This is a genomic window from Novosphingobium sp. AAP1 (genome assembly GCF_001295765.1).
In the GTDB taxonomy this organism is placed as follows: domain Bacteria; phylum Pseudomonadota; class Alphaproteobacteria; order Sphingomonadales; family Sphingomonadaceae; genus Novosphingobium; species Novosphingobium capsulatum.
This window is the reverse complement of sequence record NZ_LJHO01000003.1, coordinates 460,048-483,352: the sequence shown is the minus strand read 5'-3', so window position 1 is coordinate 483,352 and position 23,305 is coordinate 460,048. Positions and strand designations below refer to the sequence as shown.

The following is a 23,305-nucleotide window of genomic DNA, read 5'->3' as shown; positions in this document are numbered from 1 at the left end:
GAAGTGATCCTTTCGGGGGGAAATAAGGTCAGCCGGCTTGCCCACCGACCATCATCCGGTCGATGCGCAGCGTAGGTTGGCCGACACTGACATGCAGCGACTGGCCCTGTTTGCCGCAGGTCGCCATGCCGCTGTCGAGCGCGAGGTCATTGCCGACCATCGAGACGTGGCGCAGCGCCTCATGACCCACGCCGATCAACGTGGCGCCGCGCAAGGGCGCAACCAACCGGCCCTTTTCGACCAGCCAGGCCTCGATCGTGGTGAAGTTGAACCGACCGGTGACAATGTCGACCTGCCCGCCATCGAATTCGGTGGCGTAGATCCCGCGATCGATCGAGGCGATGATGTCCGTCGGGTCCGCATGGCCGTTCGCCAGAAACGTGTTGGTCATGCGCGGCAGCGGCAAGTGCGCATAGGATTGGCGGCGGCCATTCCCGGTCGAGCGGGCATTCATCAGCCCGGCATTGAGCCGGTCCTGCATCAGCCCGGTCAACACGCCGTCGTCCACCAGCACGGTGCGATCGGGCACGGTGCCTTCGTCGTCGATGCCGAGTGACCCCAGACGCCCTGGGATGCCGCCGTCATCGATCACGGTCACGCCGGGCGCGGCGATCCGCTCGCCCATCTTGCCGTCGAAGGCAGAGAGATGCTTGCGATGGTGATCGCCCTCCAGACCGTGCCCCACCGCCTCGTGAAACAGCACACCGGGATAGCCCGGCCCCAGCACGATCGGCATTTCGCCAACGGGCGCCGGGATGGCCTCGAGATTGTTGAGCGCCATACGCGTCGCCGTCGCGACCATGGCGTCGATCGCGGCGGCATCGAAGCCATCGAGCCCCGCCCGCCGTCCCAGGCCCGCCTGCCCGCGTGCGCGGCGGCCACCCTGCTCCGCGATCACGATCATTGACAGGATGGTCATCGGCCGAACATCACCCGCCAGCAGGCCATCGGCATCTGCAACCAGCACCGTCGTGTCGGTCAAACGGACATTGGCATCGACCCGCACGATGCGATGATCCTGGCCACGGGCGCGTTCGTCGATCCGCTCCAGAATGGCGATCCAGGCAGTGGCGTCCGTAACCGCGACAGGATCGAGCGCGGGATAGAGCGTATGGCCGGCGGTGCGGCGGCTGAGTGCGACACCTGGTGAATGGCGCTGAGCATCGCCGCCAGGCGCCAGCGTTCTTACCGCACGCGCCGTATCGAGCAGCGCGCCCGGGCGGATATCGGCCGAATGGGCAAAGCGCACCTCGCCCCGGTGGACCGTTCGCGCGCCTACCCCCTGCCGCATCGCAAACATACCCTGGGACACGCGGCCACCTTCAAGCTGCCAACTGCGCGTGCTGCTTGCTTCGAAATAGAGATCGGCCAGATCGGCGCCACCGCCAGCCAGCTCGCCCAGCGCGCGGCCGATCGCCGCCTCGTCCAGCCCGGCCGGTTCGAACAACCGCGCCCGCGCGCGGTCGAGCGCAATGTCGCCGCCGTTCATGCCCTGCCCCCCAATTGCATGTCGTCGATCAGGATAGAGCCGGTACGGATCGCCCCGATCCGCGCCACGTCGCGCCCGACCGTGCGAATGGCGGCCAGCATGGCAGGAACAGTGCCCGCAAGCGTCACGTCGGTGACGGCATGGACAATTTCGCCGCCCTCGACCCAGAAGCCACGCACTGCCTGCGTCCAGTTGCCGCTGGCAGGATCGGTCTTGCCGCCCTGGAAGTGGGTGACGACCAGCCCGCTGCCCAGCATTCGCAGCATCGCGGCCCAGTCGCCGCTTTCGGCCGTGCTGGTGAGTGCAAGATTGTAATAGCCATCGGCGTTGCCCGTCGATGCCATTCCCAGCTTGCGGCCGGAAAAGCTTGACAGGAACAAGCCCTCGACAACACCCGATCGCAGGATCGCGCGCGAGGAGCCGGCGATCCCCTCGCTATCGAAGCCGCCGCTTGCCAGCCCCAAAGGTTCGAACGGATCTTCGCGCAGGTCCAGATGCGCGGCGGCTACGCAGCGCCCCACCGGGTCTGGCAGGAAGCTCATGCGCCGATATTGCGACGCCCCGTTCAGCGCGCCAGCCACGATGTCGATCAGGGTTGCGGCCGTGCGCGGGTCGAACAACACCGCGCAACGGCGGCTGCCCATGGCCCGCGCACCCAGTGCCCGGCGCGCGCGCGCCGCCGCGTCGCGCGCCAGCGTTTCGGGCGCGATCAGGGCCTCAATCCGCCGTTCCTGCGACTGGCAGAAATCGGAAATGCTGCCACCATCGTCCTGCGCCAGCATCACCGTCCAGCGCGCATCGTTGGAGCGCAATGCAGTGCGACAGAACCCGTCGCTGGTCGCCAGGGCCCACAGGCCCTCGGTGGCCAAGGCCACGGACTCCCCGGCGCGCAGCCGGCTGTCCGACGCAGCGATTTCGGCGGTAATCCGGTCCAGCGCGCGCGCTGCTTCCAGCGTCGCCTGGGCACTGCGCGGGCTGTCGCCATAGAGCAACGGCGCGGGGCCGGCAAAGGCCAGGCGATCGGCCGGCGGCAGATCGGCATCGGGATCGGGCTGGACATGCGCGGCGATCAGCATCGCCTCTTCCACCACGCGGTCGATCGCCGCCCGGTCGAATCCCGCGGTCGAGGCCGATCCCCGGCGGCCATTGTGAAACACGGTCAAGCCAAGGCTCTGGCTGCCGCTGCGCTCGGCCATCTCGATCTCGCCATCGCGCACTGCCGTCTTGGCGATGCCCTCATGCCGAACCGAGGCGCGCGCCCGCGCGCCGCGCTTGGCCGCCTGTTCGACCGCCCACTGCGCGGCATCGCGCAAGGCCGCCTCATCGTGGGTCAACAAAGCGGTCATGCCGCGCCCTCAACCCGCGCAAAGCTGGCATGGCCATGATGCAGGGTCAGGCGGTGGGTGTGATAGGCCGCCAACCGCTCGTTATGGACGACGCTGACGATGGTCGCGTGCGGCATCGCATCCAGGACTGCTTGATAGAAATACGCTGCATTGTCTGCGTCCAGCGCGCTCGTCGCCTCGTCCAGCACCAGCAGGCTGGGCCGCTGCAGCAGGATGCGGGCAAGCGCCACGCGCTGCTGCTCCCCTGGCGACAGTTCGTCCTGCCACATGCGCAGCGCGTGCATGTCCGCGACATGGGCGTCGAGCCGCACGCGTTCGAGCAATGCCGCGATGGTCGCATCGTTATGATCTTCCGACCGATCGGGAAAGCAGATCGCGTTCTTGAGCGTGCCGAGCGGGAGGTAGAGCCGCTGCGGCACCAGCATCGCCGTGCCGCGCCGGGTCATCGCCACCTGGCCCGTCCCGTCGGGCCAGAGGCCAGCCATGGCGCGCAGCAGCGTGGTCTTGCCCGTACCCGAAGGCCCTTCGATCACCCAGCGCTCGCCGTCGCGGATCGTCCAGTCCGCCACCGACAGCAGGGGCTCCCCATTCGGGCGGCGCAGCATCAAGCCGGTTGCGCTGATGGCCACGCCATCCGGCGTGCCGCCCGGCGCAAAGCCGATGCCGCGCGGGCGTTCGTGATCGATCGCGTCGTCCAGGGCCTTCAAGCGGTTGAAGTTGGCGATCTGGCGTGCGATGCCCGGATAGCCGAGAACGATATAAGACAAGTTGCTGGAAAACTGTGTAAAGGCATCGCGGGCGGCCTGCACCTGTCCGAACGTAATGGCGCCAGCGAAATACTTGGGCACTGTCAGGAACAGCGGCACGATCGCCATGACTTGCTGATAGATGCTCTGCCCCGCCTGCAACCCGGCATTGGCCAGCATCAGCCGATACCAGTTGCGCCTGATGTTGGCGAAGGTCTGGCGAAGGCCGTGCAGTTCGATGCCCTGGGCGCCTGAAAAGGCGATCTGTTCGCTGTTGCGCCGGACGTGGAGCAGTTCGCTGCGGAAATCGGCATCGTAATGCTGCTCCCGCATGCGCCGCCGGACAAACGGCTTGCCGATCCAGGTGATAAGCACCGTGCCGAACAGGACATAGCCGATGGCGAACCAGACAAGGTCGCCACCGGGCAGCGGGATGCGGTAGCCAAACAAGGGAATGGCAAGCGGTCTCGCCGTCTGCACCAATATGGCGGCAAACGCGATCGCCCGCACGAGGCTGAACACCAGCGAAACCAGGATGCTGAGCGGGGACGTGCCATAGATCAGGCCCATGGACGTGAATTCCTTCACATCCTCGGCGATGCGCTGGTCGGGATTGTCGATCATCCGCAGCCGCTCGATCTCGTAAAAGCGATCGCGCGCGAACCAGCGGCCCAGATACCAGTTCGTCAGCCATTGCCGCCACCGGATCGACAGCGTCCAGCCGACGATGTTGTGGGCAGTCGCCGTGCCGATCTGAATTGCAATGATGGTCGCGAAAGCAAGAACCAGCGACAGGAACAGCCCACCCTGGCGCTGCTCGATCGCATCATAGAAGTGGCGCTGCCATTGGTTGGCCAACAACAGCGCATAGGTCGTGCCTACTTCGATCGCGCAATAGCACGCCACCAGAAACCACGCCCATTTCCAATCGTCGGACACGAAGTATCGCGTGGTCAACCGCCACGCGTGGGCCCAGCGCTCCCGTGCCGGCTGGTTGGACTGGAGGCCCGCTTCGCGGCGGGCCTCCTCGACATTGGCAGGCGGTGGCATCATCGCTCGATTATACCCAGTCAGAAAAGGCGCTTGGAAATGCTGAGACGCACCGTGCGCGGCTCGCCCACCGGCACGTAGGTATAGACCGAGGCCGAGCCGTAGTTCCGCCGATCGAAGACGTTGCGGACGCCCAGATTGAGGTTGAAACCCTTGAAGCTCAGGAACACGTTGGCGTCCACCTGCCGCGATGCCGGCACGACATATTGTCCCAGCAGATTGGCAAAGGAACTTGATCGTCCGTACAGGCCCGCCGCCACACCGCCGCTGAGGTCGTCCGAAAGCTTTGTCCGATAGGTCGAATAGACGCTGTAGGTATCGCGCGGTTGCTGCGCGACGACGGTCTGCAGGGCATTGGTCGTCAACAGCTTGTAATTGGTGCGGGTAAGCGATGCCAGCACCGTCCACCCCCGCAACAGCTGTCCGGCAATGTTCAGGTCCACGCCGCGGCCGCGCTGGCCCGGTCCGGGCAACAGGTTGGTGGGGTCAGCCGGATCGCGAATGATGATGTTATCCTGCTGGATATCGAAATACGACGCGTTGATCGTCGCACGCTTGTGGAAGAGATCGAGCTTGATGCCCGCTTCCTTGTTGGTGGTGATCACATTGGGCAGGATGCTGCCGTCCTTGGCCGCGGTGAACGTGGCCTGCTCGCCGCGCGCGTAATTGGCAAAGATCGAAAGGTCGGGGGTGGCATCCAGAATAATCCCGGCACTGGGCGAGGTGCCGTTCTTGCGCTGCATCAGCACGGGCGAAGGCCCGGCAAAGAACGTCTGTGACGTAGTCTCGAACCAGTTCTTGCGCACGCCGCCGAGAATCTTGAGCTTCCAGAACTCGATCAGGGCCTGGCCATAGACGCCGTTCTGCTTGCCGCCGCTGATAAGTTGCACGTTGCCGAACGAGGACCACGGGATCACGACCAAGGGAGTATTGGCACCCAGTGATGGGTTGGTGGCGCGGTTATAGACCAGCCCGCTGCGCTGCGCGGCCGAACCATCGCTGTAGTTGTAGCCAAGGTTGAAATTGGCTTTCAGGCCCTTGGCAGGCTGAGTCTTGATGCGCAGGAAGGTGTCCAGCGCGTTGGACGAGCCATCCTGCTGCGACCCTTGGGTGTCAGCTATCAACGCGCCCTGGCGGCTGTAGCCGACGTTGGCGGCCCGGGTCGTTAACAGGGTATCATCGTGCGATCCACGCGCGACGAGGTCGATGCCGGGCACGAGTTGCCGCGTCGCCTCGAAGTAATAGCGGTTGGTGTTGATCTTGATGCCCTGGTTGGCCGCGTAGATCGGCCGGGAAGGGTCGCGATCGATGAGTTGCCGCGTCTTGTTGTCGAACAGCGTGAACGCGCCAATACCGCTCGTCGCCTCGTTGATGCTGACACCAATGATGATGTCGGTCAGGCGGTCCTTGTAGCGTAGCGAAGGCGCAACCAGCCAACTCTTGTCACCGGTATAGCCGCCATAGTTATGATCCATCGTCTGCGCACTGGCGATGAAGCGCGCCGACAGCTTTTTGTCGGCGGTGATCGCATTATTGCCATCGACCACGCCGCGCACCAGCCCGAATGACCCGGTATCAAAGCTGACGGCAAGGCGCTGCTCGGCGCTGGGCTTTTTCGTCACCACGTTGACGTTGCCGCCCAGATTCCCAAAGCCGGCCATCAGCGCATCAGGGCCTTTCAGGATTTCGACCCGCTCGATATTGGCGACCGGCTGATCCGCACCCGCGCTGACACCGTACTGCGATGTCGTCGATAGGCCATTGACCAGGCCCGCGGCGGAAAAACCGCGGATCGTATAGCTGGCGCCGCTGTTCGGGCTGTTGGACAGCACCGAAACACTGCCGGCATTGCGCAGAATATCGGTAATGTTGAGGGCCTGCTGCTCCTCGATCGTCTTGGCGGTAATGACCTGGGTGTTGCGCGGTTGGTTGCGCAGGCCCAGGCCGTTGCGATCAGACGTGGTCGCCTGGCGAACGAGCACGCTCGTTTCCGCCTCGTCACGCCGGGCGGTAACGATGATGTCGTTGGCGACAATCAGCCCTTCCTGTGCCCCCGGCATGACCACAAGGTGGCTGCCCTTGATCGCCGCCTGGACCGCGTGTTGCGCATCCGTCGCACCGCGTATCGGCCGCGAGGTCAGGCCCTTGACCGCATCGGGATCGTAATTGATCGGCTCACCCGTTCGCGCTGCAATCGCCTGAAGCGCTTCGGCCATCGGCATTGCTGGCAGGTCGATGGCCGTGCTGGCCAGCGCACCTTGCGCCGACGCAGTCGAAGGCATTGCGGCGCCCCCCAGCGCGAGAATACCCAGGCTTGCGGCGCTCAAAAGATAACGGCGTTTAGCAGTCATGTGCACGATGCAACTCCCTCCCCCCACGGTCGAGCGCCATCCCCAGACGGGCGCAGTTGCCCGTCCGGTGAACCCAAGACCCTGTGACAAAAAACGGACTCGCCTTACGGCGAAAGATCGGTCGCTTCCCGATCGGGTGCGACCGCGGCCGTCCTCCTGCGCGACGGCATTCCCTGTCTTGGCGCCCTTGGCACCAGCGGGATTTTGCTGTCGAAGCCGAAGCTATGCGTCACTTGGGTTACACGCAAATTCGAAGTGTTCATGCCGGGCATGAACACGTTCAATGGCCATCTCTGGCCCTGACGTTGGCTGAAAACAGTGCGACGTAGGCCTCGATCTGGGCCACGAACCAGGCGAGCATGGGATCCCGTCGCCGATAGGCTGGCCATTGCGCCACGGTCACGACGCCTTCCTGCACGAATGGCGCCGCGACGGCCCTGACCGGCATGATCGAAGCGAAGTACTGAAACAGCCAACTGCTGCCGGTCGCCAACAGATCGCTGCCGATGATGATCCCCGGCAGGGCAGCCTGCGAACTGGTGCGCATCGCAATGCGACGTGCTTTGAGCAGGTCGGCCGTGCTGCGATCGACCGTCATGGTCAGCATCCGCTCGTCGCCGGCGATGACGTGGCGCGCGCCGCGATACTGGGCCTCGTCTATGTCGAACCGGTCGGCAAGTTCGGAATGGCCCGTCCATATCAGACAGGAAATATATTCCGTAAGGATGGGGAGCGTTTCCAGGTCGGGCAATGCCAGTTCCGCCGGCAGCAACAGCAAGTCGGCGCCACGATCCAGGGCGCGTTGCGGCACATCGATATCCAGCGGAACGATGTTGATCGCGAGGCCGGGAGCGGCCGCCAACAGGCGCTGGACCACAGGGCCAAGCAACATCTGCTCGACCACGTCGGATGCGGCAACGGTGATCGTACCCGTGCTGGTCGACGGATCAAACGACAATGCGAAGTTGAGTGTCCCGTCCACATCGCGCAACACGCGGCGAACCTCGCTACGCAGCGCCATGCCGAGGGAAGTCAATTGCTGGTCCCCACCCGCATGATGAATGACGAGGTCATCGCCGAAATGGTCGCGCAGGCGGCGCAGCGCATGGCTCATGGCAGACTGGCTGAGCCTTACCCGTCGCCCCGCCTCGGTCAGCGTCGGCGCATGAAGAATCGCGTCGAGCGGATAAAGCAGGTTGAGGTTGAGGCGATGAACCGGGGGCTCCGGGGTCTCGGCCGGGCTACGGCCCCTGTCCCCCCTGGGTTTATCGATGCGCAAGTTAGCCAGTCCTTCGTACCTTCCCTTCGGCGCCGCAGCAGGCGAAGCGGGTTGAACGCCTCGCGTCTGCCACAGGCTTGGGATTGCGCGTCACTGTGCCATATCGGCCCTGGGCGCGAAAGCGCTGGCACGCTACCGCGCACACGCCCCTTGCCCCCAGCCGACACAGCATCGGGGATCCCAAAAAGGCCACCGCCAGCGCAGGAGACCGCTATTCGGCGACCACCGGCAGCACCACCGCGCTGGCCTTATCGCCGCCGAACCACACGCTCTGCGTTGCCTTGCGATAGTCGCCGGGCTTGGCAAACATGATATTGGGCACAAAGGTTTGCGGGTTGCGGTCATAGAGCGGGAACAGCGTGGACTGCACCTGCACCTTGAGCTTGTGGCCCGGCAGGAACACGTGGTTCACGTTGGGCAGCGCCCAATGATAGTGCACCACCTGCCCCGGCTTGAGCGCCGCAGGCTTGGCAAAGCTTTGCGCATAGCGACCGCGGAAGATCTCGATGCCGATCGGCAGTTCGTATCCCGCCATCGACGGGCGCCCGCCCTGGTCGGCGGCCTCGGGCACATCGTTGGGATAGACGTCGATCAGCTTGACCACCCAGTCGCTGTCGGTGCCGGTGGTGGCGGCATAGAGGTCCACCTCGGGCGCGCCCATGATGTGCACCGGCTTGTCGAGCGTGGCGGTCTGCCATTCGGCCACGTCCGGCCGGCCGGAGACAAAGCGCTGGTCGTGCACCAGCCAGGGCTTCCACTGCGCGCCATCGTCCATGTCGACCGGGCGCGGAATGAACGGCACGGGATGGGCCGGATCGCTGACATAATCGTCGTGCCCGGCCGCCGCGGGCTTGGCAAAGCCGGCACTGCCATTGGCCCCCAGATAGAGCGCCTGGCCCGCACCCATCGGCCAGCGCGGGCTTTCCTGCCACTGGTTGATGCCGGTGGCATACGTCAACACTGGCGGCGTGTGCGGATCGGGCGCATCCTTGAGCCAGTGATCGAAGAAGGGCTTCAGATACTTCACGCGCCATTCGTGCGCGGTGTCACCAGTGAAATCGAGCGCGCCCAGGCTCGATCCGCCGTGGTTGGCGCCCGAATGGCGCCACGGGCCGATCACCAGGGTGACCATGTCGTTGTTCTTGTCCTTGGGCTCCAGCGCGCGATAGACGGCGGGCGCGCCATAGCTGTCTTCCTGGTCCCACTGCCCCACTTCGAGCATGGTCGGCACGGTCAAAGGCCGGGCAGCCAGCCACTTGTCGACCGCCTGCTCTGACCAGAACGGAGTGTAAGCGGGGTTTTCCAGCCACTTGCGCACGCCCGGAACCTGGCTGATGCCCAGCTTGGCGGCAAAATCACCCACCGATCCCGCTTCCAGCCAGCGGGTGTAATCATCCCCCTTGCCCAGCGCGAAATCGCCGCCGCCATCGCCCTTGTTGACCACCTGCGTGGTGGCATAGCTCAACGAGGTAACGCGGAACGCGCCATTGTGGAACCAGTCATCCCCCATCCAGCCATCGACCATCGGGCTTTCCGGCACGGCGGCCTTCAATGCGGGATGCGGATTGATTTCGGCCATCAGCGTGGTGAAACCGAGGTAGGACGAGCCGATCACGCCCACCTTGCCGTTGGTTTCCGGCACGTTTTTCACCAACCAGTCGATCGTGTCATAGGCATCGGTCGATTCATCGATGCCGGTATTGTTGAGCGGCCCGGCGATCGGCCGGTTCATAATATAGGTGCCTTCGGAACGGTGCATGCCGCGAATGTCCTGATAGACGCGGATATAGCCGTCTTCGGCAAATTCGGCGTCCATCGTTTCCAGGATATCTACGATGCGCTGGCTCGCCACGCGGTGTGTCGATCCCCAGGCGTCATAGGGCGTGCGCGAGAGCAGGATCGGGCCGCCGCGCGTGCCCCTCTTCATCACGATCACGGTATAGAGCTTGGTGCCATCGCGCATCGGCACCATCGCTTCGCGCCGGATGAAATCGGCCGAGGGCAGCACCTGGTCAAAATGCGCGATCACATCGGGCGTCATCGGCGTAACCGGGGCATCGGCCGCCGGGGCGGCGCCTTGCGCCAGGGCCGGGCCGGCGATGGCGAGCGAAAACAGGGAAGCCGTTGCCAATGACAGGAATGCGCGCATGGGGGGTGCAACTTTCGAACAGCAGGAAGGCGCGCAGGGTGGTTGCGCGGGAAACCTTACTACCGCGCGATCGCGCAAAGACAAACGGACATTGGCCAGCGCTTCACGCCGCGCTGGCCAGGGCCTCCCACCCGCGCTGGCTGCGCCAGTCGGGCGCCAGGTCGGCAAAGCGCGACAGGGCGAGCTTGTCGATCTCGGCAAAGCTGACCTGCCCATCGATCACCAGATCGCGGATGGCATGGCCCGAAGCCGGCGACAGGCCAAAGCCCACGCCCGACATCGTGGCAAGGGTCACGTTTTCGGGGTGAGTCAGCCGGTCGATGATCGGGCGCCCATCGGGCGTGTTCTCGATGATACCCGACCACGAACGGATCACGTTGAGGTGTGCGGCGCCCGGCAGCAGTTCGGCCACGCGCCGCGCCAGGTTGCGTGCCAGCGGCGTCGCTGGGCGCGCGGTGGGGCCGGCGGGATCGGTATCAAGCCATTCGTGCGGCCCGCCGCCATAGGCAAGGTTGCCACGCAGGGTCTGCCGGCCATAGAGGCCGTTGCCATCCACCCCGCCCCAGCGCATCAGCGGCGCCGGTTCGGTCACGATCATTTCCGCGCGCGCCGCCGCTAGCGGCACGTCAACGCCCAGCGGCGCCATCAGCCCGGCGATCTGCGGCCCGGCCGCCACCACCAGCGCGTCGCACGAAAAGGTGCCCTGCGGCGTCACCACCCCGGTGGCGCGGCCGCCGCTGGTTTCGATGCGCAGGGCCGGGCAATGCTGGATGATCCGCCCGCCCAGATCCTGCGTAGCCCAGGCATAGGCCTGCACCGTGCGCTGCGGATTGGCATGCCCGCCAAAGCGCAGGTGGATGCCGCCCAGGCAATTGTCGCCCGCCAGTGGCACCATTTCGCGCGCCTGCTGCGCGTCGATCTTGTCCACCTGATAGCCCATGTCGCCACACATGCCGGCGATATAGTGATAGTGATGCAGCTGCCGCTCGCTGACGGCGATGATCACGCGCTCGCGCTGGTATTCGGTGGGATAGCCGAGCATTTCGTCCATCATCGGCCACAGGCGCTGTTCTTCATCGAACAGCGGGCTTTGATAGTGCGAAGCGCCGCCGCCGTTGCGGCTCGAGGCTTCCCAGCCGACCACGCCCTTGTCGAGCACGATCACGTCCACGCCCGAGCGCGCCAGCCACCATGCCGCCGAAAGCCCCGTCACCCCTGCGCCGATCACGATGACCGAGGCGCCATTTGCCGATTTCGTCATGTCGCGTCCCGTCGTCATCAAAGGTGCATGTTGCCGCCCAGTGCCTCGCGGTGCATCGCCTCCCGCTCGGTGCCGATGTCGCGATAGGGCGTCCACTGCGTGGGAATGCCGAACCACACGTCCCAGCCTTCGCGCATGGCCTCGGCCTCGTCCCAATCGGCCAGAACCTTGAGCGCGAGGGGCCGCACCGGGGCGCGCCAGCCGGCGCGAGGGGCCTGCTCAACCGGCAGGTTGGCGCCCATCGCCAAGAGCATGCCCACCTGTTCGCGGCAGCGGCGTGCCTGGCATGCGCCCATGCAGGCACGCGTCAGGCGCTTGATCTGTTCCTGATCGGGCGGTCCATCATGCAGCAGCGTTTCCAGGCTGCGATAGCAGAGCTTTTCGGGCCGGGCGAGATACTGCGGCGGCTGCACACCCAAAAGATCGGCGCGGCTCACTTCCTCGCACTGGCACACGTGCACGCTCTCGGGCGTGGCGGCCACCAGCGCGCGCAGCCACGCCTGGCGATAGGCCAGTCGATCGGGCGCTTGCGCCTGGTGATCGGGCGCCGGCGCATCCAGCCCCAGCGCCTGCCGCGCAGCGGCGCGGCCCTGCGCGGCGGCAGCCTCGCGGCCATGGCCCAGCCCGGCGCAATCACCGGCGATGAACACATCGGGCAGTGCCATGCCGGCCAGCGCCTGGGGCACATGGCCGCCGCGCGCGCTGTCGGTCACGATGCGGCCACCGGCCACGTCGAGCAGCTCGATCGCCGGCACCACGTCCACCGCCATGCAGATCGTGTCGCATTCCAGCGTTTCGCCCGGGCCCTCGCCCGAAACCGGCCCGATCACCGCCGCGCGCACGCCGTCGATGCCGCTGGGCGCCCCCCGGATCACGCTGGCGCAGCGGATCGGCACACCCGCTGCCTGCAGGGCCGCGACCTTGGCCGCGTCACCTTGCGGCGCGTCTGCCACTTCGACCAGGGTGACAACATCCAGCCCCTTGTCGAGCGCGAGTTGCGCAGTATCGAGCGCGAGATCGCCCGATCCCAGCACCACCAGCCGCCGCCCGGCAAAGGCGTCATAGCGCGTGAGCAGGGCATGCAGCCCCTGCGCGCCCATCACGCCAGGCTGGGCCCAGCCATCGAACGCCAGCGCCAGATCGCGCGCGCCGGTGGCCAGGACGATCGCCTTGAACCCCACGGTCCAGGAACGCTCTTCATCGGCCAGACCCAGCATCGCCTCGGGCAGCGCGCCGAGGTTGGCGCGGTTGCGCCACAGGCCCCAGGCATAGACACCCAGTTGCACCTCGATGCCCGCGTCGAACGCCTGCTCGAACAGCGGCTCGGCCATGAACACCTGCTCGATCATGCGCGCCTTGGCCGAAACCGCGCCGGTCATCCGCCCGCCAAACCAATAGGGCACGTCGTTGCCCATCTGCGCGGCGCTGACCGGGTGCTCGTCCACCAGTAGCACGCTGGCGCCGTTCGCGGCCGCTTCCAGCGCGGCGGCAAGGCCGGCCGGCCCGGCGCCGACCACGACCAGGTCGTAATGCGCATCGGCGCCAGGCAGTTTGCCGTTGACGGCGTGGGCATCGGTTCCGGTGAAACCTTCGTTTTTGCTGTCAGCCACGCTCACACCACCTCCAGCGCCTGCGCCAGGTCGGCGATCAGGTCGTCCTCATGCTCGATCCCCACCGACATGCGGATGGTGCCATCGGTAATCCCCCCGGCCAGGCGCTTGTCGGGCGCCACGGCATAGTGCGTGGTGCTGGCCGAATGGCATACCAGGGTTTCCGACCCGCCCAGGCTGACGGCAACTTTCATCAGGCGCAGCGCGTCGAGCAGGCGGAACGCCTCGGCCTCGCCGCCCTTGAGGTGGAACGAAAAGGTCGATCCCGCACCGCTGCACTGGCGATCGAACACCGCGCGTTGCGGCGATCCTTCGGGCAGGAAGCCCAGATAGGTAATGCCGGCCACCTTGGGATGATCGCGCAGGAACATGGCGATCACGCGGGCATTGTGCATCGCACGTTCCGACCGCACGTGGACGCTTTCCATCGAGCGCAGCACCAGCCAGCTGGTGAACGGGTCAAGGTGGCTGCCCAGCGTGGTGCGCAGCAGCCGCAGCGGTACGATCAGGTCCAGCTTGCCCGAAACCCCGCCGGCCAGCAGATCGCTGTGTCCGCCGCAATACTTGGTAAGCGAGGTCATGCACAGATCCACCCCCAGCGCGATCGGGCGCTGGGCAAAGGGGCCAAGCAGGGTATTGTCGCACACCACCACCGGGCGGCGCCCGGTCCGCGCGCCGATCTCGTCAGCCAGGGCCACGATCATCGGCAGGTCGGTGATCGCCGCTGTGGGATTGGCCGGGGTTTCGATCACGATCATCGCCAGCGGCCCGGCGGCCAGCGCCTTATCGGCCTGCGCGCGCACGTGATCGGCGTTGCAGCCATCGATGATGTCCACCGTGGTCACGCCCCATTGCGGCATGAACTGGTTGAGCAGGCCATCGGTGCCGCCATAGATCGGGCGGGAATGCAGCACGCTGTCACCCGGGCGCAAGTGCGCCAGCGCAATCGCGCTGTGCGTCGCCATGCCAGAGGCGAATACCGCGGCCGCCTCCGCCCCGTCCACCGCCGCCAGCCGGCTTTCCAGCATGTCGAGGTTGGGATGGCCGAGCCGGGCATAGATATGATGCGTCTGGCCCACTTCCGGCCCGGTGCCATCGAAATAGGCCTCGTGAATGGCCTTGGCCTGGGCGGCGGATTCATAGACGAAGGTGCTGGTCAGATAGACCGGCGGCTTGGCCGCGCCGCCCGCTTGGGCCGGATCATAGCCCGCCGCCACGGCCAGGGTTTCGGGCCGCACGCCGCCGGCATCATGCGGCATGGCTGAGATCCTTGGCCGCTGCCACAGGAGCGCCATCGGAGGTCGCGGTGCCCAGTTGCATATCCAGGTATTCGCGCGCCTTGGCACAATACCAATCGACAAAGCGCACCACCAAGACTTCGGCCTCGGGCGAATAGGGACCGGGCGTGTAGCCGGGGCTATCGACGCCTTCCTGGTTGTTTTCGGCCAGTTCCTTGTCCTGCAGGTTGGTGGTGTTCCACAGCTCCACCAGCTTGGCGCGGTCATAGTCCACGCCTTCCACTGCATCCTTGTGCACCAGCCACTTGGCCGTCACCACGGTTTCACGCGGGCCGACCGGCATGGCACTGAAGAAGAACAGGTGATCGCCCACGGCATGGGCAAAGCTGTGCGGCTCCAGCGCCCAGCGCAGCGAGCCGACGTCGCCATCGCCCGCCGCCACCATCGGCCGCGCCACCAGCGGCTGCCCATCCATCGACATGGTCTGCATACCGGGGTTGAGCGGGAAGCGGATCGCCTGCCACCAATCCTCGCCCACCGGGCCCATGGCCAGGCCCAGATCCTGCATCCGCGCCTCGAACTGCGCGGCGTGATCGGCCTCGCCAAATTCGAAATACGACGATGCGCTGACCGGGAACGTGCGCGCCAGTTCGGGGTGCGAGGCCTGGCAATGATAGCACTCGCGCCCGTTTTCCAACACCAGCTTCCAGTTGGCGTATTCGGTCAGGCTTTCGACATGGGCCACCTTGGCATTGGCCAGGTCATGCGGCGCCAGCAGGGCTTCCATCTCGCGCCGGAAAGTTTCGAACGGCGGCGCATCGTCGGCCAGGCAGATATAGATGACGCCGGCGACGATCTCGATCTTCACTTCGCGCAGGCCATGATCGGCATTGTCGAAATCTGCCGGCATGCGCGCCGCGCTCAGCAGCGAACCATCGAGGTTGTAGGTCCAGCGGTGATAGGGGCACACCAGGCGCGGCGAACGGCCGGTGCCTTCCTTGCACAGCATCGCGCCGCGGTGGCGGCAGGAATTGTGGAACGCGCGGATCGCGCCGCCCTTGTCGCGCACGATCAGGATCGGCCAGCGCCCGACCTTGAGCGAGGACCACGATCCCGCCTCGGGCAGTTCGCAGGTAAAACCCGCCATCAGCCACGAACGGCCATAGATCGCGGTCATGTCGAAATCGAACATGGCCGGATCGTTGTACAGCGCCTGGGGCAGGCTGTGCCCGGGGCGGCGTTCGTCAAGCTTGGCCTTGATGTCGACCAGGTTCACCCTTGTGCGTCCTTTCAAAATGGCACCATGGGTCTTGGCACGGGCAGCGCGGCTCTCGCGAATCCGATTAAGTCATGCCCGCATGCGATTTTCGCCGTGGCCGGCGCGCAACAAAAATCCGATGGAATTGACGCAGATCAAGGAAACGCGCATTTTCGGCCGTGCCGGCATTTTCCGGCCGGGCGGACTGCCAAGAACGGGAGCCACCACCATCGGACCGAACGGGCTCATCAATCGCCGCTGGTTGCCGCTGAACGCCTTGCGCGCGTTCGAAGCGGTGGGCCGCTACCTGAGCTTTACCGCCGGCGCGCAGGCGCTGACGGTGACGCAAAGCGCGATGAGCCGCCATGTCAGCAGCCTGGAAGACCTGATCGGCAAGCCGCTGTTCGAACGCAGCGCTTCCGGCCTCAAGCTGACCCCGGCCGGCGAAGTCTTGCTGCCCGTGGTCAGCAAGTGTCTGGACCGCATGGAGCAGACGCTCAATGTGGTGCGCAACCAGGACATGGAAAGCCGCCCGTTGCGCGTGCATATCCCGCCCTCGCTGCTCTATCAGACGGCGCTGCCGCTGATCCACGGTTTCCGCCGCGAGCATCCCGAAATCCGCATCGATGTATCCACCTCCAACGCCACGGGCGCGCCGCCTGGCAATCTCGACATGGCGATCGTGTTCGACCGGCCCAACGTGGGCGACATGGTCACCGACCTGTTGTGGATGGTGCGTGTCGCGCCGCTGTGCTCGCCCGCCACATGGGAACAGCACAAGGGCAAGTCTCTGGAGGAATTCCTCAATTCCGCAGAACTGCTGCATGTGAAGCTGGATAACGAGCCGCGCGGCCTGCTGTGGAGCAGTTATGCAGACCAGCAGCGCCTCACGCTCAACTGCACCGATGGCCTGGCGTTCGACACTGCCTTTTCCGCTGTGCGCTATGCCATTGGCGCCTCGGGCGTGGTCCTGGCTGATATCGATATGTTCGGCCCAGAAATCGCCGCCGGAAACCTGGTCATGCCCTATGATGCGGTGGCCGGTGATGGCTATGGCTATTACCTCAAGCTTCACGCCGAAGACTTGTCGGACCCGGCAATCTACCTGTTCCGCGAATGGATCATCCGCCACTTCGCCCGGCAGCGCGGCCAGGAAGAAACCGCCGAGGCCGAGCACAAGGCCCAGATCATGGCCAAGGCCTGACACCACGCGAACGCAGCGCGAAATTCCGTTTGTACCACTCGGTCAAATGATGTACTGATCAGTACACAGCACGGTCGTGCTGAGTCGAGCGATCGATCGCTCCATCGTCATCATTGCAATGCTGGTCTTGCATCCACGGCTCTCGCTGCTGGAACCGCTGCCGGCTTCCCGAAAGGAACAGACGTGTCCCGTCCTCCCCTCCCCCCGTTCACACCCGAAACAGCGGCCGAAAAGGTGCGTCTGGCCGAAGATGGCTGGAACACCCGCGATGCCGCCAAGGTGGCGCTGGCCTATACCCCCGACACGCGCTGGCGGAACCGCGTTGAGTTCGCGACCAACCGCGAAGAGGCGCAGGCCTTTCTCACGCGCAAGTGGAACAAGGAACACGAATACCGCCTGATCAAGGAACTGTGGGCATTCACCGGCAACCGCATCGCCGTGCGCTATGCCTATGAATACCGCGACGATGGCGGGCAGTGGTTCCGCGCCTATGGCAACGAGAACTGGCTGTTTGCCGAAGATGGCCTGATGTCCAACCGCCATGCCAGCATCAACGAAATGCCGATCGCCGAGGCCGACCGCAAGTTTCACTGGCCGCTGGGCCGGCGCCCCGACGATCATCCTTCGTTGAGCCAGCTTGGCCTGTGAAAACCCGGCGCGTGCTCACCGATCGCCAGAGCGCGGTGCCCGCCTTGGCCGAAGCCTTTCGCGAGCACGGCTTCGAGGGCGCGAGCCTGGCCGTGCTGTCCAAGGCGACGGGGCTGGGCAAAGGCAGCCTCTACAACTTCTTCCCCGGCGGGAAGGAGGAAATGATGGCGGCGGTGCTCGACAACATCGACGCCTGGTTCGTGGACGCCATCTTCCAGCCGCTTGAGGATGGGCCCGACCCGCAAGCGGCGATCATCGCCATGTTCGATGACGTGACCGCCTATTTCCGATCGGGCAGGCGGGTGTGCATCGTCGGGTGCCTTGGCCTCAACACCGCCGGCCAGGCCTTTTCCGGCAAATTGGCCCAGTACTTTGCGCGCTGGATCAAGGCGCTGACCCGATGCCTGGAAAAAGGCGGGGTACCACAGGGCCTGGCGCTCGCGCTTGCCGAAGAAGCGGTGTCGGGCATCCAGGGCGCGATCGTGCTGGCCCGGGCGCTGGACGAGGCAGCCTCGTTCCAACGCATCGTTGCGCGGCTCCAGGCCACATTGCTGGCCGCCCTTGCCGCTTCCCCGCAGGCAGAGACCGCGCCCGACACCGCCAGGAAGGACGAGACCTGATGGCACAGACATTCCTGCGAACCATGTTCGGCCCCCACTCCCGCGCCTTGCAAGAGCAGAACGGCTCGCGCACCGCCTATGCGCGCATGGAAGCGCAAGGGGGCGACATGGACATCCTCACGACGCGTGAACTCGACTTCATCGCCGCGCGTGACAGCTTCTATATCGCCAGCATCAGTGAACACGGCTGGCCCTATATGCAGCATCGCGGCGGGCCGGCGGGCTTTCTCCGCCGGATTTCCGGCAACCGCATCGGTTTTGCCGATTATCAGGGCAACCGGCAGTTCCTCTCGACCGGCAACCTCGCGGCCGACGATCGGGTCTGCCTGTTCCTGATGGATTATCCCGCGCGGCGCCGGTTGAAACTGATCGGCCATGCCCGCACCACCAGCGAGCCCGAAGATGTCGCGGCGCTGATGCCCGCAGACTATGCCGCCATTGGCGAGCGCGCGTTTGTGATCGACATCGTCGGGTTCGATTGGAACTGCCCGCAACACATCACGCCCCGGTTCGGCGCGGCAGACCTGGCGCAGATCACCCAGCCGCTCCAGGATGAGATAGCCCGCCTGCGCGCCCGCATCGCCACCCTGGAAGCCGTGACGCCACAAGGCTGACCTGCGTTCGGCTCGGCACGCGGAAATTACGGTGGCCAAAGCACATTTCAATACGTTACGACAGCGCGCATGAAGAACCTCACACCTTTTGGCGCGCTGCTGATCTGTGCTGCGATCGGTCTGTTGACCCACAAGTTCGGCCTGTGGTTTCCGATCGGGATCGTGGCCTTTATCGCGGTGAGCGTGGCGCAGAACAAGCTGCGCCCGTAAACCGGGCCTACCAGGCGGGCCTGTCGGAGAGATCGTGGCCGCCGCGCGCACTGCGCAGGGTTTGCGGTGCATTCATGTGCGCCTGGCCGGTGGCGGCCATATCGGTCGCCCATTCGCTGATCAGGGTACGGCGCACGATGCACCACTGCCCGTCGCGGCAGGCATAGGCATCGATATAGCGGCCAGCGATGAACAGATCGCGCGGAGCGCCATCGGCGTCGCGGATACCGTGCCACGCCTGGAAATAGCTTTCCCCGCTGGCGCGGGCGGCATCGTGGATTGCGATCCGGCTTTGCCCCAGCATGTGGTGGCTGGCCTGCATCTGCCCCAGAAAGCCAAACGCAAAAGTCACGAACCCATCGAGATCGCCGGCATAGACGCCGCAATCGATTTGGGCATCGGGGTGGAACGCGCTGCGGAACAGTGCCTCGTCCAGCCTGTCCAGCCCGCGCATATAGCGGTGCAGCGCATCGGTGATGTCGCGCCGCGCGACGTAATCGGCCAGGGGATCGGCCAGGGTGGCCAGCCTTGTCTGCGTCACAGCTTCACCACCACTTTCCCCAGGCTCTTGCCGGTCAGCATGCGATCATAGGCGATAAGGGTGTTTTCCAGGCCTACGGTTTCATCGATCGTCGCCACCAGTTTGCCGGCGTCGAACCAGGCGCGCAGGCGCGGCATGAATTCGGCGCCCCGATGCAGGAAATCGGGAATGAAAAAGCCTTCGACGCGCAGCCGACGCATCAGGATCTGGTCAAACCGCGCCGGGCCGGGCAGCGGCTTGTCGGCATCATAGCCTGCCACCAGCCCGCATACCGCAACGCGGCCATAATGCGCCATGTTGGGCAGCACCGCATCGAGCAGCGGGCCGCCGACATTGTCGAAATAGCCGTGCACTCCGCCATCGACTGCAGCGAGGCGGGCGGCGACATCCTCGTTCTTGTAGTCGATCGCCTGATCAACCCCCAGGGTTTCCAGCAGATAGCGGCACTTGTCCGGCCCGCCGGCAATGCCGATCACGCGCAACCCCAGGTTGCGCCCGATCTGGCAGGCCAGGCTGCCCGTGGCCCCGGCGGCGGCCGACACCACCAGCCATTGTCCGGCGGCGATGCCCAGCACTTCGGCCACGCCGACATAGGCAGTCCAGGCATTCATCCCCAGCGCGCCGAAATGCTGGCGGATATCGGCTACGTCATCGTCCACCGCCACCAGGCCGGCGGGATGGGGCATCACAGTGCTGAACTGCGCCCACTGGCCAAAGCCGCGCACCAGCGTGCCGCTGGCAAAGCGCGGATCGCGGCTCTCGCACACCCGGCCCAGCACCACCCCCATCATCTTGGCGCCCAGCGGCAGGGGTGGTTGATAGCCATCGGTGCGCGGGCTCATCCACATGCGCGTGCCGGCATCCATCGACAGATATTCGGCCGCGATCCGCACCTCGCCATCGCCCAGCGGCGCCAGCGTTTCGGTGCAGAGCGACAGGGCGCTGGCGAAATCGTGCCCCTGTGGGCGCACATCCAATCTCCAGAAGCGGTTCTGCGCCATGGCCAGCCATCATCCTCTCGGTTCGTTGGCCGATGTGCTGCCCGCTGCGCTTGGCTCACGCCACCTAGTCAAAGGATTAGGCCTATCCATTGTCGGAGGCAGGGGCAGCGCGGCGCTCGTGGCTTAACCTCAAGGCTTGGGACCAGAACAGTTCAACCATACCCCAGCCACGCACAACAGACGCGCCCCACAGCGCTCGCCAGGGAGAGTACCATGCCTCGCAAAGCCCATCGCCTGATGGCTGCGGCCGCCTTTGGCCCGCTGGCCCTTGCTCCGTTCACCGCCGCCCTCGCCGCCGAAGCACCACCGCCCGCAGCCGCCGATGCACCGCCTGCCGCCGAACACGAAAGCGGCCTTGCCGAAATCATCGTGACCGCGCGCAAGCGGGTGGAAAGCGCGCAGTCGGTGCCGGTCGCCGTCACGGCCATTTCCGCGCAGACCCTGGTGCAGCGTGACATCACCAGCATCGAAAAGATCGCCGCCGCCACGCCCAGCCTTACCGTGGGCCACGCCTCCAACGGATCGGCTGCGCAGATCGCGCTGCGCGGCATCGGTTCGTCCTCCACGTCGATCGGGATCGAGCAATCGGTGGCGACGGTGGTCGACGGGGTCTATTACGGCCAGGGCCGCGTGCTGGAAGAAGGGTTCTTCGACCTGGCCGGCGTGGAAGTGCTCAAGGGCCCGCAGGTGCTGTTCTTCGGCAAGAACGCCACGGCCGGGGTCATTTCCATCAAGACCGCTGATCCCACCCCCACCTGGCAGTTCCGCACCAAGGCCAGCTATGAATTCAAGGCCAAGCAGGCACAGCTCGAAGGCGTGGCATCGGGCCCGCTGACCGATGATCTGGGCCTGCGCGTGGCGGTGCGCGGCACCAAGGCCTGGGGCGGATACTATGACAACGTGTCGCAACCCTTTGCCATCACCTATCCGCTCTCGCCCACGCCCAGCCCGACCTACACCTCGTATCCCACCAGCAGCAACCAGCCGGGCAACCGCGAATTCCTCGGCCGCGTAACGCTGAAATACGAACCGAGCAGCGCGCTGACCGATACGCTCAAGGCCTCGTTCGATTACAACAAGGCCAACAATTCCAGCTACAACTACGTGGCCTATAACTGCCCCACCGGAAAGACGCAGATCAACGGCTATACCTGCGGCTACAACTTCGTCACCCACCAGAACAACCTGCCGAGCGAGGTGGCCAAGAATTTTCCTTATGCCGGCGATGGCAGCCTCTACAACCGCTACAAATCCGCCGCCGTCACCAACAATTTCAACTATGATCTCGACAAGGTCACGATCACCAACGTGACCAACTACAACTGGAACAACAACCAGTGGCTGTGCGCGTGCGAATTCAATTCCAGCGCCAGCTCGGTCTGGGCCACGGAAAACTCCAGCTGGCAGGCCTTTTCCAACGAGCTGCGCGCCCTCACCCACTATGACAGCCCGGTCAACCTGATGGCCGGCGTGCTCTATCAAAAGACCCGCCGCGATTTCGCGCAGTTCGTCAGCTACAGCTACAACAATATCCCGAGCCAGGGCATCAACCAGTACCAGGACGGCACCAAATCGAGCTATACCCGCGGGCAGACCATTTCCGGCTTTGCCCAGGCGATCTGGAAGATCGTGCCCCAGGTCGAATTCGATGCCGGCGTGCGCTATACCCACGAAACCAAGGACAGCTTCTTCATCCAGCCCTATACCAGCCCCACGTTCATCGGGGTGTGGCCGATGGGGGCCGGCTCGCAGGTTACCGCGCACCAGGTGTTCAACAACTGGTCGCCCGATTTCTCGTTGACCTACAAGCCGCTGCAAGACGTGATGGTCTATGCCTCGTACAAGACGGGCTACAAGTCGGGCGGGTTCTCCAACGGCGGGATCTATTCGCTCGCCTCGGCCAATCCGGCGGCCGATTTCGTGTTCAACCCCGAAACGGTGCAGGGCTTTGAAGGCGGCATCAAGAGCACGCTGGCCGATCACCAGCTGCGCCTCAACCTCAACCTCTATTCCTATAAATACAAGAACCTGCAGACCGACTATTTCGACTCGGTCAAGGTGGCGTTCCAGACGCTGACGGCCGACGCCACCACCAAGGGGGTGGAGCTGGAGTTCGAATTTGCCCCGCGCGCGGTGTCGGGCCTCAACCTGCATGGCAGCATGAACTACAACGATGCCAAATACAGCAACTTCCCCGTCGCCCCGTGCTTTGGCGGGCAGAGCATTGCCGAAGGCTGCAACCTGACCACCGCCGGCACCCCGATCGCCGCAGGCGGCACCGGCGCGCGCCAGAACCTGACCGGCCAGCCGCTGGGCATGGCCCCGCACTGGACCGGCACGTTGGGCGCGAACTATGAAACGCCGGTGGGCAATGGCCTCAAGGCCGGGCTCAACATCGATACGCGCTACAGCGCGTCGTATCTCGTCTCCGGCTTTGGCGAGCAGTTCTCGCGCAATCCCGCCTATGCCGTGCTCGACGTAGGCCTGCGCTTGGGCGCCACGGACGATAACTGGCAAGTGGCGATCATCGGCAAGAACCTGACCAACAAGCAGTATATCAACGGCGGCGTCGATGCGCCGCTCACCGGCAGCGGCACCGGAACGGCCAATGCGCTGCATGCCGATCTCATGGGCTTTGGCGCGCTGCCCCGAACGGTGCAGATCTCGCTGACCAAGAACTTCTGATCGGC

General features: G+C 65.0%; 18 protein-coding genes. 6 read left to right on the top strand and 12 right to left on the bottom strand.

Annotated elements, in window-relative coordinates:
* Positions 1-28: 28 nt before the first annotated feature.
* The 10 genes from IP65_RS09245 to IP65_RS09200 form a co-directional block, all read right to left on the bottom strand.
* A complete protein-coding gene (locus tag IP65_RS09245) occupies positions 29-1,489 on the bottom strand; it encodes a metallopeptidase TldD-related protein (RefSeq protein WP_022677742.1) in 1,461 nt (486 codons plus the stop codon).
* Positions 1,486-2,835, bottom strand: a complete 1,350-nt coding sequence (locus IP65_RS09240) for a TldD/PmbA family protein (RefSeq protein ID WP_054131493.1) — start codon at positions 2,833-2,835, stop codon at positions 1,486-1,488. The genes IP65_RS09245 and IP65_RS09240 overlap by 4 nt, the downstream gene beginning before the upstream one ends.
* Complete coding sequence (locus tag IP65_RS09235; RefSeq protein WP_231627622.1) at positions 2,832-4,634, bottom strand: ABC transporter ATP-binding protein/permease; 1,803 nt, start codon at positions 4,632-4,634, stop codon at positions 2,832-2,834. Before IP65_RS09235 ends, IP65_RS09240 begins: the two co-directional genes overlap by 4 nt.
* 17 nt (positions 4,635-4,651) lie before the next feature.
* Positions 4,652-6,913: a TonB-dependent siderophore receptor gene (locus IP65_RS09230; protein ID WP_054131492.1), complete on the bottom strand. Its 2,262-nt coding sequence runs from the start codon at positions 6,911-6,913 to the stop codon at positions 4,652-4,654.
* Between the two features lie 349 nt (positions 6,914-7,262).
* Positions 7,263-8,261 carry a LysR family transcriptional regulator gene (locus IP65_RS09225; protein WP_082209252.1) on the bottom strand — a complete coding sequence of 333 codons (999 nt, stop codon included), beginning with the start codon at positions 8,259-8,261 and terminating at the stop codon, positions 7,263-7,265.
* Between the two features lie 211 nt (positions 8,262-8,472).
* Complete coding sequence (locus tag IP65_RS09220) at positions 8,473-10,410, bottom strand: CocE/NonD family hydrolase (RefSeq protein WP_082349997.1); 1,938 nt, start codon at positions 10,408-10,410, stop codon at positions 8,473-8,475.
* Between the two features lie 103 nt (positions 10,411-10,513).
* Positions 10,514-11,671, bottom strand: a complete 1,158-nt coding sequence (locus IP65_RS09215; RefSeq protein ID WP_054131491.1) for an FAD-binding oxidoreductase — start codon at positions 11,669-11,671, stop codon at positions 10,514-10,516.
* A 17-nt stretch (positions 11,672-11,688) separates the two neighbouring features.
* On the bottom strand, positions 11,689-13,281 hold the full coding sequence (locus tag IP65_RS09210) for an FAD-dependent oxidoreductase (protein WP_054131574.1): 1,593 nt from the start codon (positions 13,279-13,281) through the stop codon (positions 11,689-11,691).
* A gap of 2 nt (positions 13,282-13,283) precedes the next feature.
* Positions 13,284-14,540, bottom strand: coding sequence for a cystathionine gamma-synthase family protein (locus tag IP65_RS09205; RefSeq protein ID WP_022674651.1), 1,257 nt, complete (start codon positions 14,538-14,540; stop codon positions 13,284-13,286).
* Positions 14,530-15,795, bottom strand: a complete 1,266-nt coding sequence (locus IP65_RS09200) for an aromatic ring-hydroxylating dioxygenase subunit alpha (protein WP_022674650.1) — start codon at positions 15,793-15,795, stop codon at positions 14,530-14,532. The genes IP65_RS09205 and IP65_RS09200 overlap by 11 nt, the downstream gene beginning before the upstream one ends.
* Positions 15,796-16,054: 259 nt before the next feature.
* On the opposite strand from IP65_RS09200, the gene IP65_RS09195 reads away from it, so the two are divergent.
* The 5 genes from IP65_RS09195 (at position 16,055) to IP65_RS21675 (ending at position 19,073) form a co-directional block, all read left to right on the top strand.
* Positions 16,055-16,981: a LysR family transcriptional regulator gene (locus IP65_RS09195; RefSeq protein WP_051146213.1), complete on the top strand. Its 927-nt coding sequence runs from the start codon at positions 16,055-16,057 to the stop codon at positions 16,979-16,981.
* A 183-nt stretch (positions 16,982-17,164) separates the two neighbouring features.
* On the top strand, positions 17,165-17,629 hold the full coding sequence (locus IP65_RS09190) for a DUF1348 family protein (RefSeq protein ID WP_022674648.1): 465 nt from the start codon (positions 17,165-17,167) through the stop codon (positions 17,627-17,629).
* Positions 17,626-18,249, top strand: a complete 624-nt coding sequence (locus IP65_RS09185; protein ID WP_022674647.1) for a TetR/AcrR family transcriptional regulator — start codon at positions 17,626-17,628, stop codon at positions 18,247-18,249. The genes IP65_RS09190 and IP65_RS09185 overlap by 4 nt, the downstream gene beginning before the upstream one ends.
* Positions 18,249-18,863 carry a pyridoxamine 5'-phosphate oxidase family protein gene (locus IP65_RS09180; RefSeq protein ID WP_028657414.1) on the top strand — a complete coding sequence of 205 codons (615 nt, stop codon included), beginning with the start codon at positions 18,249-18,251 and terminating at the stop codon, positions 18,861-18,863. The genes IP65_RS09185 and IP65_RS09180 overlap by 1 nt, the downstream gene beginning before the upstream one ends.
* 69 nt (positions 18,864-18,932) lie before the next feature.
* Positions 18,933-19,073 carry a hypothetical protein gene (locus tag IP65_RS21675; protein WP_022674645.1) on the top strand — a complete coding sequence of 47 codons (141 nt, stop codon included), beginning with the start codon at positions 18,933-18,935 and terminating at the stop codon, positions 19,071-19,073.
* A 7-nt stretch (positions 19,074-19,080) separates the two neighbouring features.
* Here IP65_RS21675 and IP65_RS09175 read toward each other — a convergent pair whose 3' ends face one another.
* Both IP65_RS09175 and IP65_RS09170 read right to left on the bottom strand, forming a co-directional pair.
* Entirely contained in the window at positions 19,081-19,614 is a 534-nt protein-coding gene (locus IP65_RS09175) for a nuclear transport factor 2 family protein (protein WP_022674644.1), read from the bottom strand.
* Positions 19,611-20,615 carry an NADP-dependent oxidoreductase gene (locus tag IP65_RS09170; RefSeq protein WP_022674643.1) on the bottom strand — a complete coding sequence of 335 codons (1,005 nt, stop codon included), beginning with the start codon at positions 20,613-20,615 and terminating at the stop codon, positions 19,611-19,613. The genes IP65_RS09175 and IP65_RS09170 overlap by 4 nt, the downstream gene beginning before the upstream one ends.
* A gap of 213 nt (positions 20,616-20,828) precedes the next feature.
* Between IP65_RS09170 and IP65_RS09165 the strand changes: the two genes are divergently transcribed.
* The gene (locus IP65_RS09165; RefSeq protein ID WP_231627621.1) at positions 20,829-23,300 is read left to right on the top strand and encodes a TonB-dependent receptor; all 2,472 of its coding nucleotides are present in this window, start codon (positions 20,829-20,831) and stop codon (positions 23,298-23,300) included.
* Positions 23,301-23,305: the final 5 nt, after the last annotated feature.

Coding starts and splice junctions, on each gene's coding strand:
- IP65_RS09245 (WP_022677742.1), bottom strand. CDS start 1,489: ATGAACGGCGGCGACATTGCGCTCGACCGCGCGCGGGCGCGGTTGTTC.
- IP65_RS09240 (WP_054131493.1), bottom strand. CDS start 2,835: ATGACCGCTTTGTTGACCCACGATGAGGCGGCCTTGCGCGATGCCGCG.
- IP65_RS09235 (WP_231627622.1), bottom strand. CDS start 4,634: ATGATGCCACCGCCTGCCAATGTCGAGGAGGCCCGCCGCGAAGCGGGC.
- IP65_RS09230 (WP_054131492.1), bottom strand. CDS start 6,913: ATGCCTTCGACTGCGTCGGCGCAAGGTGCGCTGGCCAGCACGGCCATC.
- IP65_RS09220 (WP_082349997.1), bottom strand. CDS start 10,410: ATGCGCGCATTCCTGTCATTGGCAACGGCTTCCCTGTTTTCGCTCGCC.
- IP65_RS09215 (WP_054131491.1), bottom strand. CDS start 11,671: ATGACGAAATCGGCAAATGGCGCCTCGGTCATCGTGATCGGCGCAGGG.
- IP65_RS09205 (WP_022674651.1), bottom strand. CDS start 14,540: ATGCCGCATGATGCCGGCGGCGTGCGGCCCGAAACCCTGGCCGTGGCG.
- IP65_RS09180 (WP_028657414.1), top strand. CDS start 18,249: ATGGCACAGACATTCCTGCGAACCATGTTCGGCCCCCACTCCCGCGCC.
- IP65_RS21675 (WP_022674645.1), top strand. CDS start 18,933: ATGAAGAACCTCACACCTTTTGGCGCGCTGCTGATCTGTGCTGCGATC.
- IP65_RS09170 (WP_022674643.1), bottom strand. CDS start 20,615: ATGGCGCAGAACCGCTTCTGGAGATTGGATGTGCGCCCACAGGGGCAC.
- IP65_RS09165 (WP_231627621.1), top strand. CDS start 20,829: ATGCCTCGCAAAGCCCATCGCCTGATGGCTGCGGCCGCCTTTGGCCCG.